At 44.2% G+C, this 19,154-nt stretch carries 14 protein-coding genes and 1 tRNA gene; 2 read left to right on the top strand and 13 right to left on the bottom strand.

Features of this window, described 5'->3' with window-relative positions; genetic code table 11:
• Positions 1–323: 323 nt before the first annotated feature.
• The 10 genes from HMPREF0663_RS05305 to HMPREF0663_RS05260 all read right to left on the bottom strand — a co-directional run bounded on the left by HMPREF0663_RS05305 (position 324) and on the right by HMPREF0663_RS05260 (position 12,165).
• The gene (locus tag HMPREF0663_RS05305) at positions 324–1,223 is read right to left on the bottom strand and encodes a helix-turn-helix transcriptional regulator (protein WP_004369250.1); all 900 of its coding nucleotides are present in this window, start codon (positions 1,221–1,223) and stop codon (positions 324–326) included.
• Positions 1,224–1,235: 12 nt separating this feature from the next.
• Positions 1,236–1,844, bottom strand: coding sequence for a ribonuclease HII (gene rnhB, locus HMPREF0663_RS05300; protein WP_016665457.1), 609 nt, complete (start codon positions 1,842–1,844; stop codon positions 1,236–1,238).
• Between the two features lie 97 nt (positions 1,845–1,941).
• Positions 1,942–3,156: an aminotransferase class V-fold PLP-dependent enzyme gene (locus HMPREF0663_RS05295; protein ID WP_004369247.1), complete on the bottom strand. Its 1,215-nt coding sequence runs from the start codon at positions 3,154–3,156 to the stop codon at positions 1,942–1,944.
• 113 nt (positions 3,157–3,269) lie between these two features.
• The gene (sufD, locus tag HMPREF0663_RS05290; protein WP_004369245.1) at positions 3,270–4,613 is read right to left on the bottom strand and encodes a Fe-S cluster assembly protein SufD; all 1,344 of its coding nucleotides are present in this window, start codon (positions 4,611–4,613) and stop codon (positions 3,270–3,272) included.
• Positions 4,606–5,358 (bottom strand): Fe-S cluster assembly ATPase SufC, encoded by a 753-nt coding sequence (gene sufC / locus HMPREF0663_RS05285; RefSeq protein ID WP_004369243.1) that lies wholly within the window; start codon positions 5,356–5,358, stop codon positions 4,606–4,608. Before sufC ends, sufD begins: the two co-directional genes overlap by 8 nt.
• A gap of 73 nt (positions 5,359–5,431) precedes the next feature.
• A complete protein-coding gene (gene sufB, locus HMPREF0663_RS05280; protein ID WP_004369242.1) occupies positions 5,432–6,877 on the bottom strand; it encodes a Fe-S cluster assembly protein SufB in 1,446 nt (481 codons plus the stop codon).
• Between the two features lie 100 nt (positions 6,878–6,977).
• On the bottom strand, positions 6,978–9,890 hold the full coding sequence (infB, locus tag HMPREF0663_RS05275) for a translation initiation factor IF-2 (RefSeq protein ID WP_004369241.1): 2,913 nt from the start codon (positions 9,888–9,890) through the stop codon (positions 6,978–6,980).
• 113 nt (positions 9,891–10,003) lie between these two features.
• On the bottom strand, positions 10,004–11,269 hold the full coding sequence (nusA, locus tag HMPREF0663_RS05270; protein WP_004369240.1) for a transcription termination factor NusA: 1,266 nt from the start codon (positions 11,267–11,269) through the stop codon (positions 10,004–10,006).
• 109 nt (positions 11,270–11,378) lie between these two features.
• Positions 11,379–11,846 carry a ribosome assembly cofactor RimP gene (rimP, locus tag HMPREF0663_RS05265; RefSeq protein ID WP_004369239.1) on the bottom strand — a complete coding sequence of 156 codons (468 nt, stop codon included), beginning with the start codon at positions 11,844–11,846 and terminating at the stop codon, positions 11,379–11,381.
• A 245-nt stretch (positions 11,847–12,091) separates the two neighbouring features.
• Positions 12,092–12,165 (bottom strand) — tRNA-Asn (locus HMPREF0663_RS05260).
• 161 nt (positions 12,166–12,326) lie between these two features.
• On the opposite strand from HMPREF0663_RS05260, the gene HMPREF0663_RS05255 reads away from it, so the two are divergent.
• Positions 12,327–14,003, top strand: coding sequence for a S41 family peptidase (locus HMPREF0663_RS05255; RefSeq protein WP_004369238.1), 1,677 nt, complete (start codon positions 12,327–12,329; stop codon positions 14,001–14,003).
• A gap of 45 nt (positions 14,004–14,048) precedes the next feature.
• Here the strand turns inward: HMPREF0663_RS05255 and HMPREF0663_RS05250 are convergent, their stop codons facing one another.
• The 3 genes from HMPREF0663_RS05250 to HMPREF0663_RS05240 all read right to left on the bottom strand — a co-directional run bounded on the left by HMPREF0663_RS05250 (position 14,049) and on the right by HMPREF0663_RS05240 (position 17,507).
• Positions 14,049–15,215, bottom strand: coding sequence for a dicarboxylate/amino acid:cation symporter (locus HMPREF0663_RS05250; protein WP_004369237.1), 1,167 nt, complete (start codon positions 15,213–15,215; stop codon positions 14,049–14,051).
• Between the two features lie 143 nt (positions 15,216–15,358).
• Positions 15,359–16,558 carry an FprA family A-type flavoprotein gene (locus tag HMPREF0663_RS05245; protein ID WP_004369235.1) on the bottom strand — a complete coding sequence of 400 codons (1,200 nt, stop codon included), beginning with the start codon at positions 16,556–16,558 and terminating at the stop codon, positions 15,359–15,361.
• A 7-nt stretch (positions 16,559–16,565) separates the two neighbouring features.
• Complete coding sequence (locus HMPREF0663_RS05240) at positions 16,566–17,507, bottom strand: carbohydrate kinase family protein (protein ID WP_004369234.1); 942 nt, start codon at positions 17,505–17,507, stop codon at positions 16,566–16,568.
• Between the two features lie 343 nt (positions 17,508–17,850).
• Here HMPREF0663_RS05240 and HMPREF0663_RS05235 point away from each other — a divergent pair, with 343 nt between their 5' ends.
• Positions 17,851–19,104, top strand: coding sequence for a M16 family metallopeptidase (locus HMPREF0663_RS05235; protein ID WP_016665455.1), 1,254 nt, complete (start codon positions 17,851–17,853; stop codon positions 19,102–19,104).
• The last annotated feature ends 50 nt before the right edge of the window (positions 19,105–19,154 follow it).

Here is a 19,154-nt window from a genome sequence, read left to right as displayed (position 1 = left end):
GAAACAAACTATTAAAAAGCTCCAAGGTTTTATCTTTTTATATAATACATTTATAATCTTATCATACTCTTTCTATAAGAATTGCACAATCGTACCGCATTGTTCTGAAAAAAGATGAATAACAGAAAGTTAACACATTTTCTATTTACGATCGAGGGCAGTTCGGAACAGCGGAAACAAATGTATAATCTAAGAACAACGAACAATATATTAATCGCCATTAGATATACTGTGCATCGCACACAAATATTATACTTTCATTACTTTGAGCTTGCCTCTGTTGTAATAAAACCAACTATACATCACACACAAATGTTACACTTTCACTGCACACCCATTTTATGTATCTTTTCCTGAATGTAATTCTTGAAGCCTTCGCCTGTTACGATATCGATATCATCGTAAAGTCCTAATACAAACCTGCCGATGCCTAAATAACTCACCACATCGGTTTCAAAGAGCCAATGACAGTCGTCTTCTTCACGAATATGGCCGGTCGACCGAGGATATTCTTCGAGCAGAAGATTATGAGAAAGGATACCTAAACGCAGCACCACATGGAAACGTTCTTCACCGCTGAACATGAAAACATCGGTAAACACATTGCGATGGCGCTTTTCATGCAGCCACTCTACGTCGAGTATCTTCACATTATCTATGCGAGACACCTTGAATGTCTTATTCATCTCGGATGCCAATTCGTAACAACGCACATCACCATCGCCGTTCATCAGCAGAAAAGGTTCCACTAAACGATCGGAAACGCTCTTGCTATGAGGCGATGAATAGCCGCAAAGGGTTACGATTTTCTGCTGTGCAATGGCCTCTTTGAGCAGTCTTACATTGCGCACGTTTCGCTTCAACACAGCAGGATCGGTAAATTCTTCAAGATTGTAAAAGCGTTCCAGCTTTACTTTAATGGCGTTGCCCACGGTGTCTCCTTTATCAACACCCTCCAACTGGCGCCGCAGATAGGCTGCTTCATCGGCATTGAGCGCAATGTTTTCGTGCAGTTTACGGAAGAATGGCGACTGTCTGTCGAGCCTGTAATGCGCATGTTCCTTAATCAGATGAAAGCCGCACGTTCTCAGATACTCAAAATAATAGTACAGATTACGGCGCGTTATACCCAACTTATCGGCTATATCCTGCGCAGAATATCGCCCTCCATCGGTCAATAAGAGAATTAGGTCGAGCTCCCGTCCGAATTTATCCATCGTCATAGCCGTAACGTGTTAGTCTCGAAAATGCAGCGTAAGTTCATCATTGCCCAAAAGATTGTAGCTTTTGCGGTGATAGGGCGTTATTCCGTGCAATCTGATCGCTGCACGGTGTTTCGACGTAGGATAGCCCTTATTGTGCTGCCAGTCGTATTGAGGGTACTCAAGGGCCAGTTCTTCCATGTAATCATCGCGGTAAGTCTTGGCCAAGATGCTGGCTGCAGCAATAGCTTGATACTTGCCATCGCCCTTCACTATAGCGGTATATGGCAAATCTTGATAGGGAATAAAGAGGTTTCCGTCTACGATAACGGCCTGCGGGCGCACGGCCAACTGGTCGAGTGCACGGTGCATAGCCAAGAAACTTGCCTTGAGTATGTTGATTCGATCGATTTCTTCGGGCGTTACAATACCTACCGCCCACGCCGTGGCGTCGCGTTCGATCTGACTGCGCAGCTCGTATCGTAACTTTACGCTTAACTGTTTGGAGTCGTTGAGCAGCGGGTTGTCGTAATCTTTCGGCAGGATTACCGCCGCCGCATATACGCTTCCGGCAAGACATCCGCGACCGGCTTCGTCGCAACCCGCCTCTAACAGTTCCTCATAATAGTGACTTTTCAGCATATTAATTTCTACTTTATCGTGAATACACATTAACAAGAAACTTTCTTTAATGAAATTTTTTCGGAGGCAAAATGCAGAATTCTATAGGATACACCTATTAAAACATGGCCGTTACACGGCTGATCCCATCGGTCAGGATATCTATCTCTTCTTTTGTATTGTATAGTGCAAAAGAGGCTCTTACGGTTCCTAACACGCCTAAACGCGCCATCAACGGCTGTGCGCAGTGATGTCCGGTTCGCACAGCAATGCCGAGCCGGTCGAGTAGCGTGCCCATATCCATGTGGTGGATATTACGGACAAGAAAGCTAATAACAGCATCTTTATGCGCCGACTTGCCAAAAATCCTCATTCCATCGATAGTTTTCAGCCTTTCGGTGGCATATTCCGTTAGGCTTTGTTCATACTTCTGTATGTTCTCTATGCCGATAGACGACATATATTCTATAGCTTTGGCAAGCCCATGTGTGGCAATATAGTCCGGCGTTCCGGCTTCGAACTTCAATGGAGGACGCTCGAAAGTGGTCTTGTCGAAGCTTACATTCTCGATCATCTCACCACCTCCTTGATACGGAGGTAGCTTCTCGAGCCATCCTTCCTTACCATAAAGCACGCCGATACCCGTAGGTCCGTACATTTTATGACCGCTGAAAACGAAGAAATCGCAATCCATAGCCTGCATGTCTACCTTGAAATGCGGCGTACTTTGTGCCCCGTCGATTACCACAGGCACATGGTGTTCGTGAGCAATGCGTACGACTTCGTTCACCGGATTAATGGTTCCGAGCACATTGCTCACATGGGTAATGCTTACGATTTTGGTCTTCGATGTGAATAAATCGGCGAATTCATCGAGATTAAGCTCGCCTTTATCGGTGATAGGAATAACCTTTACGACTATTCCCTTGCGCTGCGCAGCCAACTGCCAAGGCACGATGTTGGAATGATGTTCCATTTCAGAAACGATAACTTCATCGCCTGTCTGCATAAACTCATCACTGTAAGAAGATGCTATAAGGTTTAAACCTTCGGTAGTTCCTCTTGTAAACACCACTTCAGCAGTACTACGGGCGTTGATGAACTTACGTACGGTTTCGCGAGCTGCCTCGTGTAGCTCCGTTGCCTGCTGCGACATCCAATGAACTCCGCGGTGTACGTTGGAATTTACATTTAGATATTCCTCCCTCATGGCATCCAATACGCACAGAGGTTTCTGGGTAGTGGCGGCATTATCTAAATAAACAAGCGGCTTGTCATATATCTTTCTCGATAAAATGGGGAAATCTTTACGTATTTTATTAATATCATACATAGGCCTAAAACATGTTGTATCTTTCTGATGGAAGAATGGTTCGAAATATATAAAAATACAAGTCTCCACTGCAAGTAAATGGACTTGCAAGGAGACTTCTGGGGGTTATACCGTCATTGACAGAGTTTACATCCTTCGCATTTATTCAGTTCACCTCTGAAACGTTTCTCAACCAAGTGGTGAAGATGCTCGCGCAGAGGCTCGAGTTTAATTTGGTCTATAACCTCGCCCACAAATGCAAATTCAAGTAACAGCTTGGCTTCTTTCAGACTGATTCCACGCTGACGCATATAAAAAAGTGCCGCATCGTTCAGTTGTCCTACCGTACTACCGTGGGCACACTTTACGTCATCCGCATATATTTCGAGCATGGGCTGGGTGTACATGTGTGCTTCTTTCGTGATGCACAGGTTCTGATTACGTTCTTCAGATACAGTCTTTTGCGCATCATGGCGTACCACGACTCTGCCGGCAAACGCACCTGTCGCCCGATCATCAAGTACATATTTATAGAGTTCGTTGCTTGTACAATGTCCCACCTGATGATCTATCAACGTATTGTTGTCAACAAACTGCTGCTTATCTGCAATCACACAGCCGTTGCAGTTGCATTCGGCACCCTCTCCCTTGAACACTAAGTCGAGCCGATTACGGGTTACGCCGTTATGCAACGTAATGATATTGTGGTTGACACGGCTGTTTGCCTGCTGTTCTACGTACACATTGCTCACACGGGTATTCTTATGATGCGTTTCCTCCAAGCAGTATAAATCGAGACTTGCGCCCTTTGCCACATATACTTCTATAACCTGTGTGGCGAGGAAGTTACGATCGTCGGCGCTGTCATCACAGAAAAGTAGCTTGATTTCGGCTTCTTCTTCCACAATAATCAACACACGACGGTTCAGCATGAGATCTATATCCGAACGAAGAATATTTATAACCTGCACTGCGCGGTCTACCTTTACACCCTTGGGAACATAAACCAGTAAGCCGTCTTGTGCAAGCATGGTGTTAAGAGCCGTTATCGCATCCTCTTCCGTCTTGGCTATTTTAGAATAATATTTACCGATGAAATCGGGATTTTTTGCGGTTTCATCTCGCAGAGAGCCCACGATTACACCTTCAGGAAGAGGACTTCCATGCCGTATCTTGGAATAAAAACTGTCGTTGACTACGAAATAAAGAGATGTATCCAGATTGGGTACTCCGCATTTAAATTCCTCATAAGGATTTAAAGGCATCTCTAATCGTCTTAAATTAAGCCCGAAATCAGGCTCGAAAATCTTCTGAATGTCGATGTATTTATAGCGTTCGGCTTTTTTAGAGGGAAAACCCAGTTGCTGAAAATCGTCAAAAGCCTTATCGCGTACTGCATTCATGACCTCCGAACTATGTTCTCGGATCATTTGCCGATACCCGTTATAAAGGTCTATATATTGCTTTTCACTACTCATTGACTTCTGCTTTTATCCAATCATACCCTTTCTTTTCGATCTCTTTAGCCAACAGAGGACCGCCGGTTTTGACTATTCTGCCCTGATAAAGTATGTGAATAAATTCCGGTTTAATGATATCGAGCAAGCGTTCATAGTGCGTTATGACGATAATAGATGTATCGGGGGTTTTCAGTTTATTCACACCTTCGGCCACAATTCTCAATGCATCAATGTCCAAACCAGAGTCTGTTTCATCAAGAATGCTTAGCTTCGGTTCGAGCATGGCCATCTGAAAAATCTCGTTACGTTTCTTCTCTCCTCCGCTGAAACCCTCGTTCACGCTCCTATGTGAAAGGGTAGCATCCAACTCGACAAGCTTGCGTTTCTCTTTCATCAGCTTGATAAAATCGGCCGCACTCATAGGTTCGAGCCCCTGATACTCACGCTTTGCATTGATTGCCGCACGCATGAAATTGGTCATAGATACACCGGGTATTTCCACCGGATATTGGAAAGAAAGGAACAATCCTTCACGTGCACGGTCTTCAGGTTTCATTTCTAAGAGATTTTTTCCATTAAAAATCGCTTCTCCTTCGGTCACTGTATATAGCGGATTACCCGTAAGAACCGCACTCAGAGTAGACTTTCCGGAACCATTCGGCCCCATGATAGCATGCACCTCACCATCATGTATAGTCAGATTAATGCCCTTTAATATTTCTTTGCCGGCAATTGTGGCATGAAGATTTCTAACTTCTAACATATTATTATCTTTATTCTATACCTAAATATATTATCTTTTATTTGCCTATAATAGGATAAGTCTTCCTATTATCCTATCCTACTGTTCCTTCGAGAGATACGCTCAAGAGCTTCTGAGCCTCTACGGCAAACTCCATAGGAAGTTTGTTAAGCACTTCTTTGGCATAGCCGTTCACAATTAATCCTACTGCATCTTCCATCGGAATACCACGCTGATTGCAGTAGAACAACTGATCTTCGCTAATCTTGGATGTCGTAGCTTCATGCTCTATAATGGCAGTATCGTTATGTATATCCATATAAGGAAAGGTGTGTGCACCGCAATCACTGCCAAGTAACAGGCTGTCGCAAGAACTGTAATTCCGTGCATTATCCGCATTAGGAGTAGCTCTTACCAGTCCTCGATATGAGTTTTGGCTGTGTCCGGCACTGATCCCTTTAGAAATAATTGTACTTTTAGTATTCTTACCCATATGGATCATTTTCGTTCCCGTATCTGCCTCTTGATAATTATTGGTAACAGCAACACTGTAAAACTCTGCCTGCGAATTGTCTCCACGTAAGACGCACGACGGGTATTTCCATGTAATGGCGCTTCCGGTTTCAACCTGTGTCCATGATAATTTGGAACTCTCACCCCGCAAATCACTCCGTTTCGTGACAAGATTGAGCACACCTCCCTTGCCTTGCTCATCGCCCGGATACCAATTCTGTACGGTGGAATACTTCACTTCTGCACGGTCTTTCACTATAATTTCTACAATAGCGGCGTGTAATTGGTTTTCATCACGCATCGGAGCGGTACACCCTTCAAGATACGAAACATAAGAATCATCATCGGCAATTATCAATGTACGCTCGAATTGTCCTGTATTTCGGGCATTGATACGGAAGTAACTGCTCAACTCCATCGGGCATCTTACGCCTTTAGGTATATAAACGAATGAGCCGTCGCTAAACACAGCACTGTTCAAGGCAGCGGTAAAATTATCTCTATATGGTACTACTGTACCTAAATATTCGCGTACTAATTCCGGATGATTCTTTACCGCTTCGCCGATAGAACAAAAGATTATACCTTTTTCGGCGAGCTTCTCTTTGAATGTTGTCTTAACGGAAACCGAGTCCATGATGGCATCTACCGCCGTTCCGCTTAATGCCAGCCGCTCTTCCAACGGTATACCGAGTTTGTCGAATGTCTTTTCTAACTCCGGATCAATCTTGTTGTTCTTCGGCTTCTTTGCCAAAGGATCGGCATAATAAGATATATCTTGGAAATCTATTTCAGGCAAATGCAGATGTCCCCATGTAGGTATAGACATCGTTTTCCAATATTCATAGGCTTTCAAACGGAAATCGAGCAGCCATTCCGGTTCTTCTTTCTTTTGGGATATCAGCCTTATAACATTCTCATTCAGTCCTTTCGGGATGATATCTGTATGTATATTCGTCGTAAAGCCGAACTCATACTTCCGTTCGGCAACTTGTTTTACGAACTCGTTTTTATTGTTTTCTTCCATTATCTCATCTGAATTACAGAGGCGGGCCTATTCCGGTCCGCCCCTATCCATATACAAATGTTATACCAGAACCGCCTCCGGTCACAAATGTTACCTTATTCTACAACTTCTGCTGCACCTCTATCTCGGTGAATGATTCAAGAATATCGCCTTCTTGAATATCGTTGTAATTGACAAGGCTGATACCGCATTCGAAACCGGTTGCCACTTCTTTCACGTCTTCTTTGTAACGCTTCAGAGCGTTGATCGGTGCTGTATGAACTACAATACCATCGCGAACCACACGCACCTTGTCCGGACGATGTATTTTCCCTTCGGTTACCATCGCACCGGCTACGGTACCTACCTTGGATATCTTGTACACTTGCTTTACTTCTGCCTGTCCGGTAACGACTTCTTTCTTTACCTTATCGAGCATTCCTTCCATTGCCGACCTTACATCGTCAATCGCATCATAAATCACAGAATAGGTATTTATCTCTACTCCAGCTTGATCTGCCTGCTTTCTTGCGGCTGCAGAAGGACGTACTTGGAAGCCTACAATGATTGCATCCGAAGCATCTGCCAACGTTACATCGCTTTCGGAAATCTGACCTACAGCCTTGTAAATCACGTTGACCTTTATCTTTTCCGTCGACATCTTGATGAAAGAGTCGCTCAATGCCTCGATAGAACCGTCGGTATCACCTTTGACAATAATGTTCAGTTCCTTGAACTCACCCAATGCGATACGGTGTGAAATATCGCCCAAAGTAAGACGTTTCTGTGTACGGAGCCCTTGTTCGCGCTGCAGTTGTAAACGTTTATTACCGATATCTCTTACTTCCTGTTCCGTATCGAGCACGTGGAATTGGTCACCGGCCGTGGGTGCACCGTTGAGACCGAGAATGATTGCCGGTTCTGCCGGCTTAGCCTCTTCGATACGTTGGTTACGTTCGTTGAACATAGCCTTAATACGTCCCCAGCTCGTTCCGGCGATTACATTGTCGCCGACGTGCAATGTACCGTTGCTGACAAGTAGTGTACTTACATATCCGCGGCCCTTATCAAGCGACGATTCGATGATGCTACCCGTGGCTTTACGGTTAGGATTGGCTTTCAGGTCAAGCATTTCCGCTTCCAAGAGAACCTTATCAAGCAATTCGGATACGCCTATACCCTTCTTTGCGCTGATTTCCTGACACTGATATTTACCGCCCCACTCTTCTACAAGCAGGTTCATTTGCGACAGGTCTTCGCGTATCTTATCGGGATTAGCCCCGGGCTTATCGATCTTGTTAATGGCAAACACCATCGGTACATTGGCCGCCTGTGCATGCGCAATGGCTTCCTTCGTGGTCGGCATCACGCTATCATCGGCTGCAATAATAATGATTGCGATATCCGTAACTTGAGCACCACGGGCACGCATGGCAGTAAAAGCCTCGTGCCCCGGCGTATCGAGGAAAGTTATCTTCTTTCCATTAGCGAGCGTCACGTTATAAGCACCTATATGTTGTGTAATACCTCCGGCCTCTCCGGCAATCACATTCGTATTACGGATATGGTCGAGAAGACTGGTTTTACCATGATCTACGTGTCCCATTACGGTAACAATCGGCGCACGAGGCACAAGATCGTTCTCATCATCTACCTCTTCACTCACAGCCTCTTGTACTTCCGCACTCACATATTCAGTCTTGAAACCGAACTCTTCTGCCACAAGATTAATCGTTTCAGCATCAAGCCGTTGATTGATAGACACCATGATACCTACGCTCATCAGCGTTCCTATCAACTGATTGACAGAAACATCCATCATGGTAGCAAGTTCGCTTACGGTTACAAACTCCGTCAGTTTCAGTGTCTTGCTCTCTTTCCTTTCTGCTCTTGCCTCCTCATCTAAACGCTCCTGTACTGCCTCGCGTTTCTCTTTACGATACTTGGCACCTTTTTTATTTTGGCTTTGTTTGTTGGTCAGGCGGGCGAGCGTTTCCTTTACCTTGCGTGCAACGTCCTCCTCGTTCACCTCTAAAGGTCTCTGATTACGACTGTTGCGATTTTTCTTTTTCTTATTATTATTCTTGTTATTATTACCGGTTGAGCTCGGTTGATTGACTGCTGCGTTGATATCTACGCGTTCCTTATTAATACGTACGCGCTTCTTACGCTCACCACTTTGCTGTGATTTCTCTTCTCGTTCTTTCCGACGTTCCTCTTTAGACTTCTTCTTAGGACGCGTACTCTGATTAAGCGAGTCAAGATCTATTTTGCCAAGTACGTTTACTTTGGGCGTATTTAAAATCTTCTTTTCACTCTTTAACTGGAACAGTTTAGGTTCATCATTTTCTTCTACCTCCGATGTAACAGCCTCGTCCTGCGCTTCTGTCTCCACATTTTCATCTTGAGATTCTAGTTGCACAAATTGCTCTTCTTCTCTTTTTTGCGGTTTCGATTGCGAAACCTGCTGTGGTTTCTCATTCTGTTCGGCTGTTTCAGCAGTCATAACAGACTCTTCTGCTTTCTTCGACTCTATTGTTTCAACCGATTTTTTAGTCTTCGGTTCTGTTTTTGCTGTAGGTTTTTCTTCCTTGACAGAACCTGTCGAAAGCTCAGTTTCCTGCATCTGAACACGACTGACGGCAGCAGTCTTCGGTTCAGCAGTCTTCTTTAATTCTGCAGCAACAGACTTTTCTCCCACCGATTTCTTACCTAAACTGTCGAGATCGATTTTACCCAACGGCTTAAATTGCTGCTGATTCGACGATTCTAATAAATTTTCGGCACGAGTATCTTTAGCTTCCGGCACACGCTTTTTATCTTTCGGCTTTTTCTGGAAGAGCTTCTCTGCTTGATTTCTTACTTCAGCATCTTGCTTGAAAGCCTCGACCAAAGCCTGATATTGACCGTCACTGAGTTTAAAACTCGGTTCAGCCTTTACCTCTCCCAGTTCACTCTTCTTCTCAAGGAACTCCACTGCCGTTTGAAGTCCTATATTCAATTCCCGTAATGCTTTGTTTAATCTGATGCTCATCTATTTTCCTTTAATTCTTATTTCCTAAATTTGTAGTGCCTGTATATACATTTTCTATTTCCATTGGTTGCCCGCTGTATTTCCGCAATATGCAATCTTTCGGAAAGTAAGCACTACTGTTCAAATTCCGCTTTCAGTACTCTTAACAAGTTATCAACGGTCTCCTCTTCGAGGTCCGCTTTCTCGATAAGCATTTCACGTGGGGCATTCAGCACCTGCTTTGCAGTATCAAGACCGATGGCCTTAATAGCATCGATTACCCACTGATCTATCTCATCAGCAAATTCATCAAGGTAGATATCTTCGTTATCTTCATTTTCATCAAGCACGCGGAATACATCTATCGTAAATTCTGTGAGCATCGATGCCAGTTTTATATTCAAACCGCTGCGACCGATTGCCAGACTTACCTCTTCCGGTTGTAGATATACCTCTGCTTTATGGTTCTCTTCATCCACCGTTATAGAAGTAACTTTAGCCGGACTCAGTGCACGTTGTATGAATAGTTTCACATTGGAAGTGTAGTTGATCACATCGATATTTTCATTACAAAGCTCCCGCACGATACCATGAACACGGCTACCTTTCACGCCCACACAAGCTCCAACCGGATCAATACGCTCATCATAGCTTTCTACAGCAATCTTGGCACGCTCTCCCGGCATGCGTGCAATCTTCTTAATAGAAATAAGTCCATCGTTAATTTCGGGAACCTCGGCCTCAAGCAGTCGCTCAAGAAACATCGGACTTGTACGAGAAAGGATAATCTTAGGATTGTTATTCTCGTTATCTACACGTAAAATTACGGCACGAATTGTTTCACCTTTACGATATTGATCGGATGGAATTTGCTCGCTCTTTGGCAAAATCAACTCATTGTTTTCATCATCCACCACAAGTACCTCGCGTTTCCAAATCTGATAGACCTCGCCCGAAATCACTTGCCCCACACGATCTTTATACTTATTGTATAACGAATCATGCTCAAGCTCAAGTACCTTCGAAGCCAAAGTCTGACGAAGATTCAGAATAGCACGACGACCGAACTTCGCAAAGTTTACAGGCTCTGAAACTTCTTCGCCTATTTCATAGTCGGGTTCTATCTTCTGCGCCTCTTTCAGAGCTATCTCCTTGTTCTCATCGGCTACCTCTCCGTCTGCCACTACCATACGGTTACGATAAATTTCGAAGTCTCCCTTGTCGGGATTTACAATTACATCGAAGTTCTCATCGCTCCCGTATATCTTGGCAAGCACATTACGGAAACTCTCTTCCAATACACTTACCAACGTAGTACGATCGATATTTTTCGTGTCTTTAAACTCACGAAAGGTGTCGATCATGCTTACGGCTTCTTCCTCTTTCTTTCTTGCTACCATAGCGATTTCTCTTTTTAATACGCTCTACATCTATGCTCTACGATAACCATGCGGAAAAACATCTACAAAAATATGCACCACATATTTGCGCACAGACGAACGTTAAAACTTATTTGAAACTTATTAAATATTTTGTATACTTTACTTCATCCATCCGGTAAGCATGGTCCACATCCTGCAACACAGGACGTTTTTTACCCTCAACCTTTACCTTTTCGCGCACCGTAACTACAAACTCGTTACCGTCTACGCTCTTCAACAGGCCTTTCACTTTCACGCCGTCGGCATCGAGCACCTCAACTTCCTTACCTATAAAATTGATATATTGCTGCGGAACCTTAAAAGGTTGACCGAGGCCCGCCGAACCTACTTCCAACTCATAGTCTTCTTCATCGCGACTGAGATAGCTTTCAATATATTTACTCAACTCAACGCAATCTTCTATCCATACACCATCGGCATGATCTATCTCAACCACAATTTTGTCATCAGGGCTAATTTCCACCCCTACAAGAAAGTAGTCTTTGTTTTGCAACCATTCGTCAACTAACTTTTTTACGGCGTTTTTATCAATCATACATATCCTATTAAAATAAAATGAGGAGCTCTTCGGTGAGCCCCTCATTCCACTGAACGCTGCAAAATTACGAAAAAAAACGTTCAACTCCAAAGATTTTTCAAAATTTTACAACCATAAATCATCTTATTTCTTAAACATATAACATTAATAGGAAAACAAACTCTGCACTTTTCGAACACCCTCAACGTAAACAAAAATCGATATAAAACAAAAAAGGATTACGAAAGTAATCCTTTTCTCTGCGCTTCAAGATGGGCTTGAACCAACGACCCCCTGATTAACAGTCAGGTGCTCTAACCAACTGAGCTATTGAAGCATTGTCCTTTTATTGCGTGTGCAAAGGTACATCGTTTTTTTTATATCACCAAACTTTTTGATATTTTTTTCCTTTCATCCGCTAAAATACAATAATTTTTAGAAGGTTATTAAAGAAATACGACATGAATATATTACTTTTGCAACAATAATATATAGAATATGAAACGACTTGCATTATATCTTTTATTGATAATTTCTTTGCCTTCAATGGCACAAACGGAGAGAGAACATAATTTCGATGTGGCTAAGAACATGAATGTATTCAATACCATCTACAAGAACCTTGATCTCATGTATGTAGACACTCTCAATGCCAATGAGGTTATCGGCAACGGTATCAATGCTATGCTGCGAAGTTTAGATCCTTACACCGAATATTATCCTGAAGATAAAGTTAAGACCTTAAAATCAATGATAACAGGACGATATGCGGGTATCGGCTCCATTATTAGATATAATCATCACAACAAACAAGTTATCATCGAAGAACCATATGCCAATATGCCCGCTGCTGAAGCCGGCTTGAAAAAAGGTGATATAATATTGGCAATCGACGATTCTTCCATGATGAATAAGTCTACAAGTTATGTAAGCCAACACCTTATGGGCGATGCTGGGAGTACATTTTTATTAAAGATAAAGCGTCCGTCGACCGGTAAGGTGATGAAAATTAAAATTACTCGCAAGGCAATACAACTTCCTGCCGTTCCTTATTACGGCATGCAAGCGGGGAATATCGGCTATATTAACCTGAGTTCCTTTACTGAAGACTGTTCAAAGAATGTAAGACGTGCTTTCATCGACTTAAAAAAACAAGGAGCAAAAGGACTTATACTCGACTTACGAGGTAATGGCGGCGGTTCTGTATCAGAGGCCGCGAACGTCATCAACATGTTTGTACCGAAAGGACTTTCATTGGTTAAAACCGTTGGAAAGCTGAAACGCGCCAATAGCGAATACAAAACGACGGTAGAACCCATAGATACAATAATGCCGATGGTTGTATTGGTCGACGGCGGAACGGCAAGTTCGAGTGAGATAACGAGCGGTAGTCTGCAAGACCTCGACCGTGCCATCATCCTCGGTACGCGTACCTATGGCAAAGGGCTCGTACAGTTAACCATGGATTTGCCCTATAACGGAAGTATGAAACTTACCACCGGAAAATATTATATACCGAGCGGAAGATGTATTCAGGCCATCAATTACAAGCATGCACGCGGAGGTTATACGGAACATGTGCCCGACTCTCTGACGAAAGAATTCCATACTGCCAACGGTAGAATTGTACGCGACGGAGGAGGTATCATGCCTGATGTGGAAGTAAAACCCGACACTATGTCGAACATAGCCGTGTATCTCTCGAACAGCGACGGCTATGGCGTAGCGGTAGATTCTACGGAATCGATGCTCGAATATGAGATAAACTACATTGCCAAGCACCCAACATTACAAGATCCTGCCGGTTTTCAGATCAGCGACGAAGACTTCGAAGACTTCAAGAAGTGTGTTATAAAGAACGGATTTACCTATGATAGGGAAAGCGAGAAGTATTTAAAAAACCTCGTGAAGTTAGCTAAATTCGAGGGATATTATGAAGATACCAAAGCTGACTTCGACAATCTCGAGAAGAAATTGAGCCATAATCTTTCAAGAGACCTCGATCATAATAAAAAAGAACTGAAAGAAATCATCTCGAAGGACATCGTTACAGCCTATCATTTTCAATCGGGTGCCATTCAAAACACCTTACTCCGCGACAAACAAATGAAAGAGGCACTTCGGCTACTCAATAATCCTGCCGAATACCGGAAGATATTGCAGCCCAAGAAGTAAGTGCCTCCGTACTTACTCTACCTGCTGTCTATGCCGGACAAACCATCATGCTATCGTCTTTTTGAAATATCTGTCTACCACCAAGGCTATGGCTCCGTCGCCGGTAACATTGCAGGCTGTGCCGAACGAATCCATAGCAATATAGAGCGCAATCATAAGAGCTTGATCGGTAGCCCCGAAACCTAATACGCTTGCAAGCGGTGCAAGGGCGGCCATAATGGCACCTCCGGGAACGCCCGGGGCGGCAACCATCATGATTGCAAGGAGCATTACGAAGTTTAGGAATACCCCGAAACCATGAGGCATGCCATGAAGAAGACAAATAGTAAGTGCACATGCCGTTATTTTCATGGCAGAACCCGACATATGGATGGTAGCACAAAGGGGCACCACAAAACCGGCTATGCCTTCATGAACGCCGTTACGGAGCGAACACTTCAAGGTTACAGGGATCGTGGCCGCCGAAGATGCTGTACCCAGAGCGGTAAGGTAGGCGGGCAGCATGTTCCACAGAAGGCGGAAAGGATTATGTTTTACCAATGCTCCGGCTATACAAAACTGATAAATTAAGATAAAGAAATGAAGTACGAATATCACGATAATGATCTGTACAAATACCAGCATGATACGGTATGCCTGTCCTGTATAAGTCATACAAAGGAATATACCGAAGATATATAGCGGAAGTAGCGGTATTATAGCTTTTATTATCGTTTTCGAAACAATTTCTTTAAATTCTTTGAAACTCTCTTTCAGCGTTCTGCAATTGCCGTATGCAATGCCCAGACCTACCATAAAGGCAAAGACAAGGGCAGCCATAACATCGAGTATCGGCGGTATGCTGACGGTAAAATAAGGTTCTATTGCCGTTGCCTTTCCCACATCTGTCACCTCCGAAGCTCCTGCAATCATGTCAGGGAACAGCCACGAGCCCGTTCCATAAGCAAGCAAACCGGAGAATACCGTATCTACATAGGCAATAACTACCGTAATGACAAGCAATTTACCGGCACTCTTACCGATATCGGCAATAGCGGGAGCCACCAAACCTACAATGATCAGCGGTATCATGAAGCCGAGGAACTGACCGAAAACAGCATTGAAAGTGGCAAATATCCGTACCCATTGCAACGATAAAACCTGCCCCGACAACACACCGAGAAGTATGGCAACGAGTATTCTCGGCAATAATCCTATCCTTATTTTCTTCATGGCTCTATCATATTTTTGGGTTCTATCGGTATCGGCATCTTGCCGTACCGGCTACAAATTAAGAATATTTTTGTTTCGAAGCATCGGCACGGGGCACTTGCATGCCGCTGCCGACACCTATATCCACGGGCAACAAACCACGTTTATACTCTATCAGCTATAAGTCGCTGGGCCATGGCACGCCCCAATTCGCGGCATTGTTCGCGCGTATCTGCCGTAAGCGCCTGCTTCATCTCTACCGGATTGCCCACAGCTTCGAACTTGATATGCTGCTCATTCCATTCGCCTATCTTCTGTACAGCCTTGCTTGCCCACGCATAACTGCCGAACCATCCTATGTAATGGTTCTTTATATCGCGGTTGGCAATCTCGGTCAGCAGCACTTCCATCTCATGGTAAAGGCCGTTATTGTACGTAGGAGCCCCGACGATAAGCCCTCTGAAGCGGAATATATCGCGAATGATGTACGAATGATGCGTCTTAGAAACGTTATACATCACAATGTTTTTAATGCCGGCCGTACTTGCCGCCTGTGCTATAACCTCTGCCATGCGCTCGGTATTGCCGTACATGGTACCGTAACAGATAACAAGTCCTTCCTCTGTTTCGTACTTCGACATGCGGTCGTACATCTCTACAACCTTGTCGACATACTTATGCCACACCGGTCCGTGGGTAGAACAGATATAATCGAGCTTTACTCCGTCAAGCTTCTTCAGTGCATTCTGCACGGGCACACCATACTTTCCCACGATGTTGCTGTAATAACGAGTCATCTCAAGCCATGCCCACGACGTATCTATATCGGCATCGATGAGTCCTCCGTTCAATGCTCCGAAGCAACCGAACGCATCACCTGTGAATATCAGATCGTCTTCTACGTCGAGTGTCATCATCGTTTCGGGCCAGTGAACCATCGGTGTAAGGTAAAACCTTAGCGTACGATGAGGACCTAACTGCAACTCCTCGCCGTTCTTCACCTCTATTTCGTTCTCCTTAATCCCATAAAATCCGTCGAGCATATCGAACGTCTTTTTGTTTCCGATGATCTTTATATCCGGATAAAACTGCTTCAATAACGTAAGCGAACCACTGTGGTCGGGCTCCATGTGATTAATGACAAGATAATCGATCTTACGCTCTTTACCCAACACCTCATGCAAATTTTCGACAAACTGCATAAAGAAATCTACCTCGACAGTATCGATCAGACACACTTTCTCGTCTACAATGAGGTATGAATTATAAGAAACACCGTTGGGTAAAGGCCACAATCCTTCAAATAGAGCTTTGTTACGATCGTTTACACCCACATAGTAAACTTGGTTGGTTATTTCTATCATATCTTCTTTATTTATTGAATTCCTTCTTCATTTGTTCTCCAAAAGCCTTCGATACATAGTTACCGAGATGCCTGCAACAGTCGGCCGAGAATTCTAAGGCACACTTCATTACGGCATCCCACTGCATTGCAATAAGTCCGTGCTCTATGTCTGCCCTCCTTATGTCATGCTTCATGAGTCCGTAAATAAAGCCGGCATTAAAATTATCGCCGGCACCAATGGTGCTTACCGCATCGGTCTTTACCACCGGATATTCGCATCTGGCATTGTTTTCGGCACGAAGTATCACCGGATGAGCGCCGTTCGTATAAACAAATTTCTTACAGTAAAAAGAAATCTCCGATGCATATACCTTGTCCGGATCGTCCATCTTATAGAGAACTTCGAAGTCTTCACGGCTGCCACGTACAAAGTCTGCATACTCTAAGTTCTCCAACAAATTGGGCGTAATGCGCATAACGTCGTTGCTATGTGCCGCACGGAAGTTCACATCATAATAGATAATCGCCCCGTGGTTGCGCGCATAATCGAGGAAACCTACCATTTGCGGGCGTATTACAGGGTTCACTGCGTAGTATGAACCGAACACTACAATATCGTCGGGTTGTACATCCGGATACTTAAAATCGAGCTGATCGTGCGGATGGTCCTTATAAAAAAGGTACTCGGCATCATTGTTTTCATCTAAAAAAGCCAATGATATCGCAGACTTGCTGTCGGGGAAAACATTGATATTCTCTGCATCTACTCCGTTTCCACGTAAGAAACGAACGATTTCTTTGCCCACTCTATCGTTGCCGGCTTCAGATATAAACGTAGCATTGATACCGGATCGCCCCAACGAAGTTACGGCATTGAATGTAGAACCGCCCGGAACAGCCGCCGTAGGTTGCCCGTCTTTAAAGATAATATCGAGAACCGTCTCTCCTATTCCTATAACCTTGCGCATGTATTTATATCAAAAATCTTTCTGCAAAGATAGATATTAAAAACGAAAAAGGTATCAGAATGCAGAAGAAATATTACAGACGAACCGCCCCGTTTACCCAAACGTCGATAGCAGTCGTCGCACATGCGGCAAGAACATTACCGTTCTAAAAACGACAGACATGCCATCTACCTCCGATAAACATATAGTTTGCATCCGATAAGTATATCGCTTATTGCAAACGCTTGGGAAAGGAACAAGCCGCACACTTCGCATCTCGTCCGAACAGAAAGTGCGGTATAAGCAAATAACAATGCCCTTTTCAACCCGAAAAACACTTATTTTTCGTATCTTTGTAGTCGTTATGAATTACAATACCCATACGCTTTCCTGCGGATTGCGCATTATTCATTTGCCCTCGGCATCGCCTGTAGTGTACTGCGGTTACCGGATCAATGCCGGTACACGGCACGAACAGAAGGAACAGGAGGGCTTGGCGCACTTCTGCGAACACATGTCTTTCAAGGGTACAAGCCACCGACGGGCGTGGCACATACTGAACTCTCTCGAGAGTGTTGGCGGCGATATCAATGCTTTTACCAATAAAGAAGACACCGTTTACTACGCTGCAATACTGAAAGAACACATTCCACGCGCCATAGACCTGCTTACCGATATCGTTTTCAACAGCACCTATCCGCAAAACGAGATAGATAAAGAAGTGGAAGTGATATGCGATGAGATTGAAAGTTATAACGACAGTCCGGCCGAACTGATATACGACGAGATAGAAAATGCCATATTCAAAGGGCATCCTTTAGGGCACAATATTCTTGGAGAGGCCAATCGTGTAAGGTTATATACCACAGCCGATGCCCGCAGATTTACCGAAAGGTATTACCGTCCGGACAATATGGTGTTCTTTGCCTATGGCGATATCGACTTCGAAAGACTGCTAAAATTGCTATCACGGGCACTTGATGATACGGCATTTGCAGCATCTGTTACAGCCGCAGACAATAATTCTGCCGGGCAGAACGCCGCACCATCGGGCTTAGATGCCTATGCTCCGCGCAAAATCGTGCGCCACATGCAAACACATCAGGCACATGTAATGCTCGGTAACCGCGCCTACGACATTCATCATCCCTTGCGCATACCGCTCTATCTGCTTAATAATATCCTCGGCGGACCGGGTATGAACGCCCGATTGAACCTTGCTCTGCGCGAGCATCATGGCTTGGTTTACACCGCAGAAAGCAGCATGGTGAATTATAGCGACACAGGTATATGGAGCATATACTTCGGATGCGACGAACACGATATTAACAGATGTCTGCGCATTGTACGAAAAGAACTTGATAAAGTTATAGGAAAAACGCTGACCGCACACCAGCTGTCGGCAGCAAAAAAGCAACTAAAAGGACAGATAGGCGTGGCATGTGACAATCGTGAAAACTTTGCATTAGACTTTAGCAAAGCCTATCTGCATTACGGATGGGAACGAGATGTAACATCGTTATATACGCATATCGACAACGTAACGGCCGAACAACTGCAACAGGTAGCGCAGGAACTTATGACAGAAGACCGACTTACTACACTTATTTTTAAATAGCACTACCGCTATAAACGCATTCAGGCAGACACGTATGGCGCATGTCTGCC

Origin of the sequence: Hoylesella oralis ATCC 33269 (assembly GCF_000185145.2) — a bacterium.
GTDB lineage: Bacteria > Bacteroidota > Bacteroidia > Bacteroidales > Bacteroidaceae > Prevotella > Prevotella phocaeensis.
Note: the sequence above shows the minus strand (reverse complement) of the source record. Positions and strands in the feature narration are given on the sequence as shown.

What these genes read in the sequence shown, in the direction of transcription:
- HMPREF0663_RS05305 (WP_004369250.1), bottom strand. Translation starts at nt 1,223, where the DNA reads ATGACGATGGATAAATTCGGACGGGAGCTCGACCTAATTCTCTTATTG.
- rnhB (WP_016665457.1), bottom strand. Translation starts at nt 1,844, where the DNA reads ATGCTGAAAAGTCACTATTATGAGGAACTGTTAGAGGCGGGTTGCGAC.
- HMPREF0663_RS05295 (WP_004369247.1), bottom strand. Translation starts at nt 3,156, where the DNA reads ATGTATGATATTAATAAAATACGTAAAGATTTCCCCATTTTATCGAGA.
- sufD (WP_004369245.1), bottom strand. Translation starts at nt 4,613, where the DNA reads ATGAGTAGTGAAAAGCAATATATAGACCTTTATAACGGGTATCGGCAA.
- sufC (WP_004369243.1), bottom strand. Translation starts at nt 5,358, where the DNA reads ATGTTAGAAGTTAGAAATCTTCATGCCACAATTGCCGGCAAAGAAATA.
- sufB (WP_004369242.1), bottom strand. Translation starts at nt 6,877, where the DNA reads ATGGAAGAAAACAATAAAAACGAGTTCGTAAAACAAGTTGCCGAACGG.
- infB (WP_004369241.1), bottom strand. Translation starts at nt 9,890, where the DNA reads ATGAGCATCAGATTAAACAAAGCATTACGGGAATTGAATATAGGACTT.
- nusA (WP_004369240.1), bottom strand. Translation starts at nt 11,269, where the DNA reads ATGGTAGCAAGAAAGAAAGAGGAAGAAGCCGTAAGCATGATCGACACC.
- rimP (WP_004369239.1), bottom strand. Translation starts at nt 11,846, where the DNA reads ATGATTGATAAAAACGCCGTAAAAAAGTTAGTTGACGAATGGTTGCAA.
- HMPREF0663_RS05255 (WP_004369238.1), top strand. Translation starts at nt 12,327, where the DNA reads ATGAAACGACTTGCATTATATCTTTTATTGATAATTTCTTTGCCTTCA.
- HMPREF0663_RS05250 (WP_004369237.1), bottom strand. Translation starts at nt 15,215, where the DNA reads ATGAAGAAAATAAGGATAGGATTATTGCCGAGAATACTCGTTGCCATA.
- HMPREF0663_RS05245 (WP_004369235.1), bottom strand. Translation starts at nt 16,558, where the DNA reads ATGATAGAAATAACCAACCAAGTTTACTATGTGGGTGTAAACGATCGT.
- HMPREF0663_RS05240 (WP_004369234.1), bottom strand. Translation starts at nt 17,507, where the DNA reads ATGCGCAAGGTTATAGGAATAGGAGAGACGGTTCTCGATATTATCTTT.
- HMPREF0663_RS05235 (WP_016665455.1), top strand. Translation starts at nt 17,851, where the DNA reads ATGAATTACAATACCCATACGCTTTCCTGCGGATTGCGCATTATTCAT.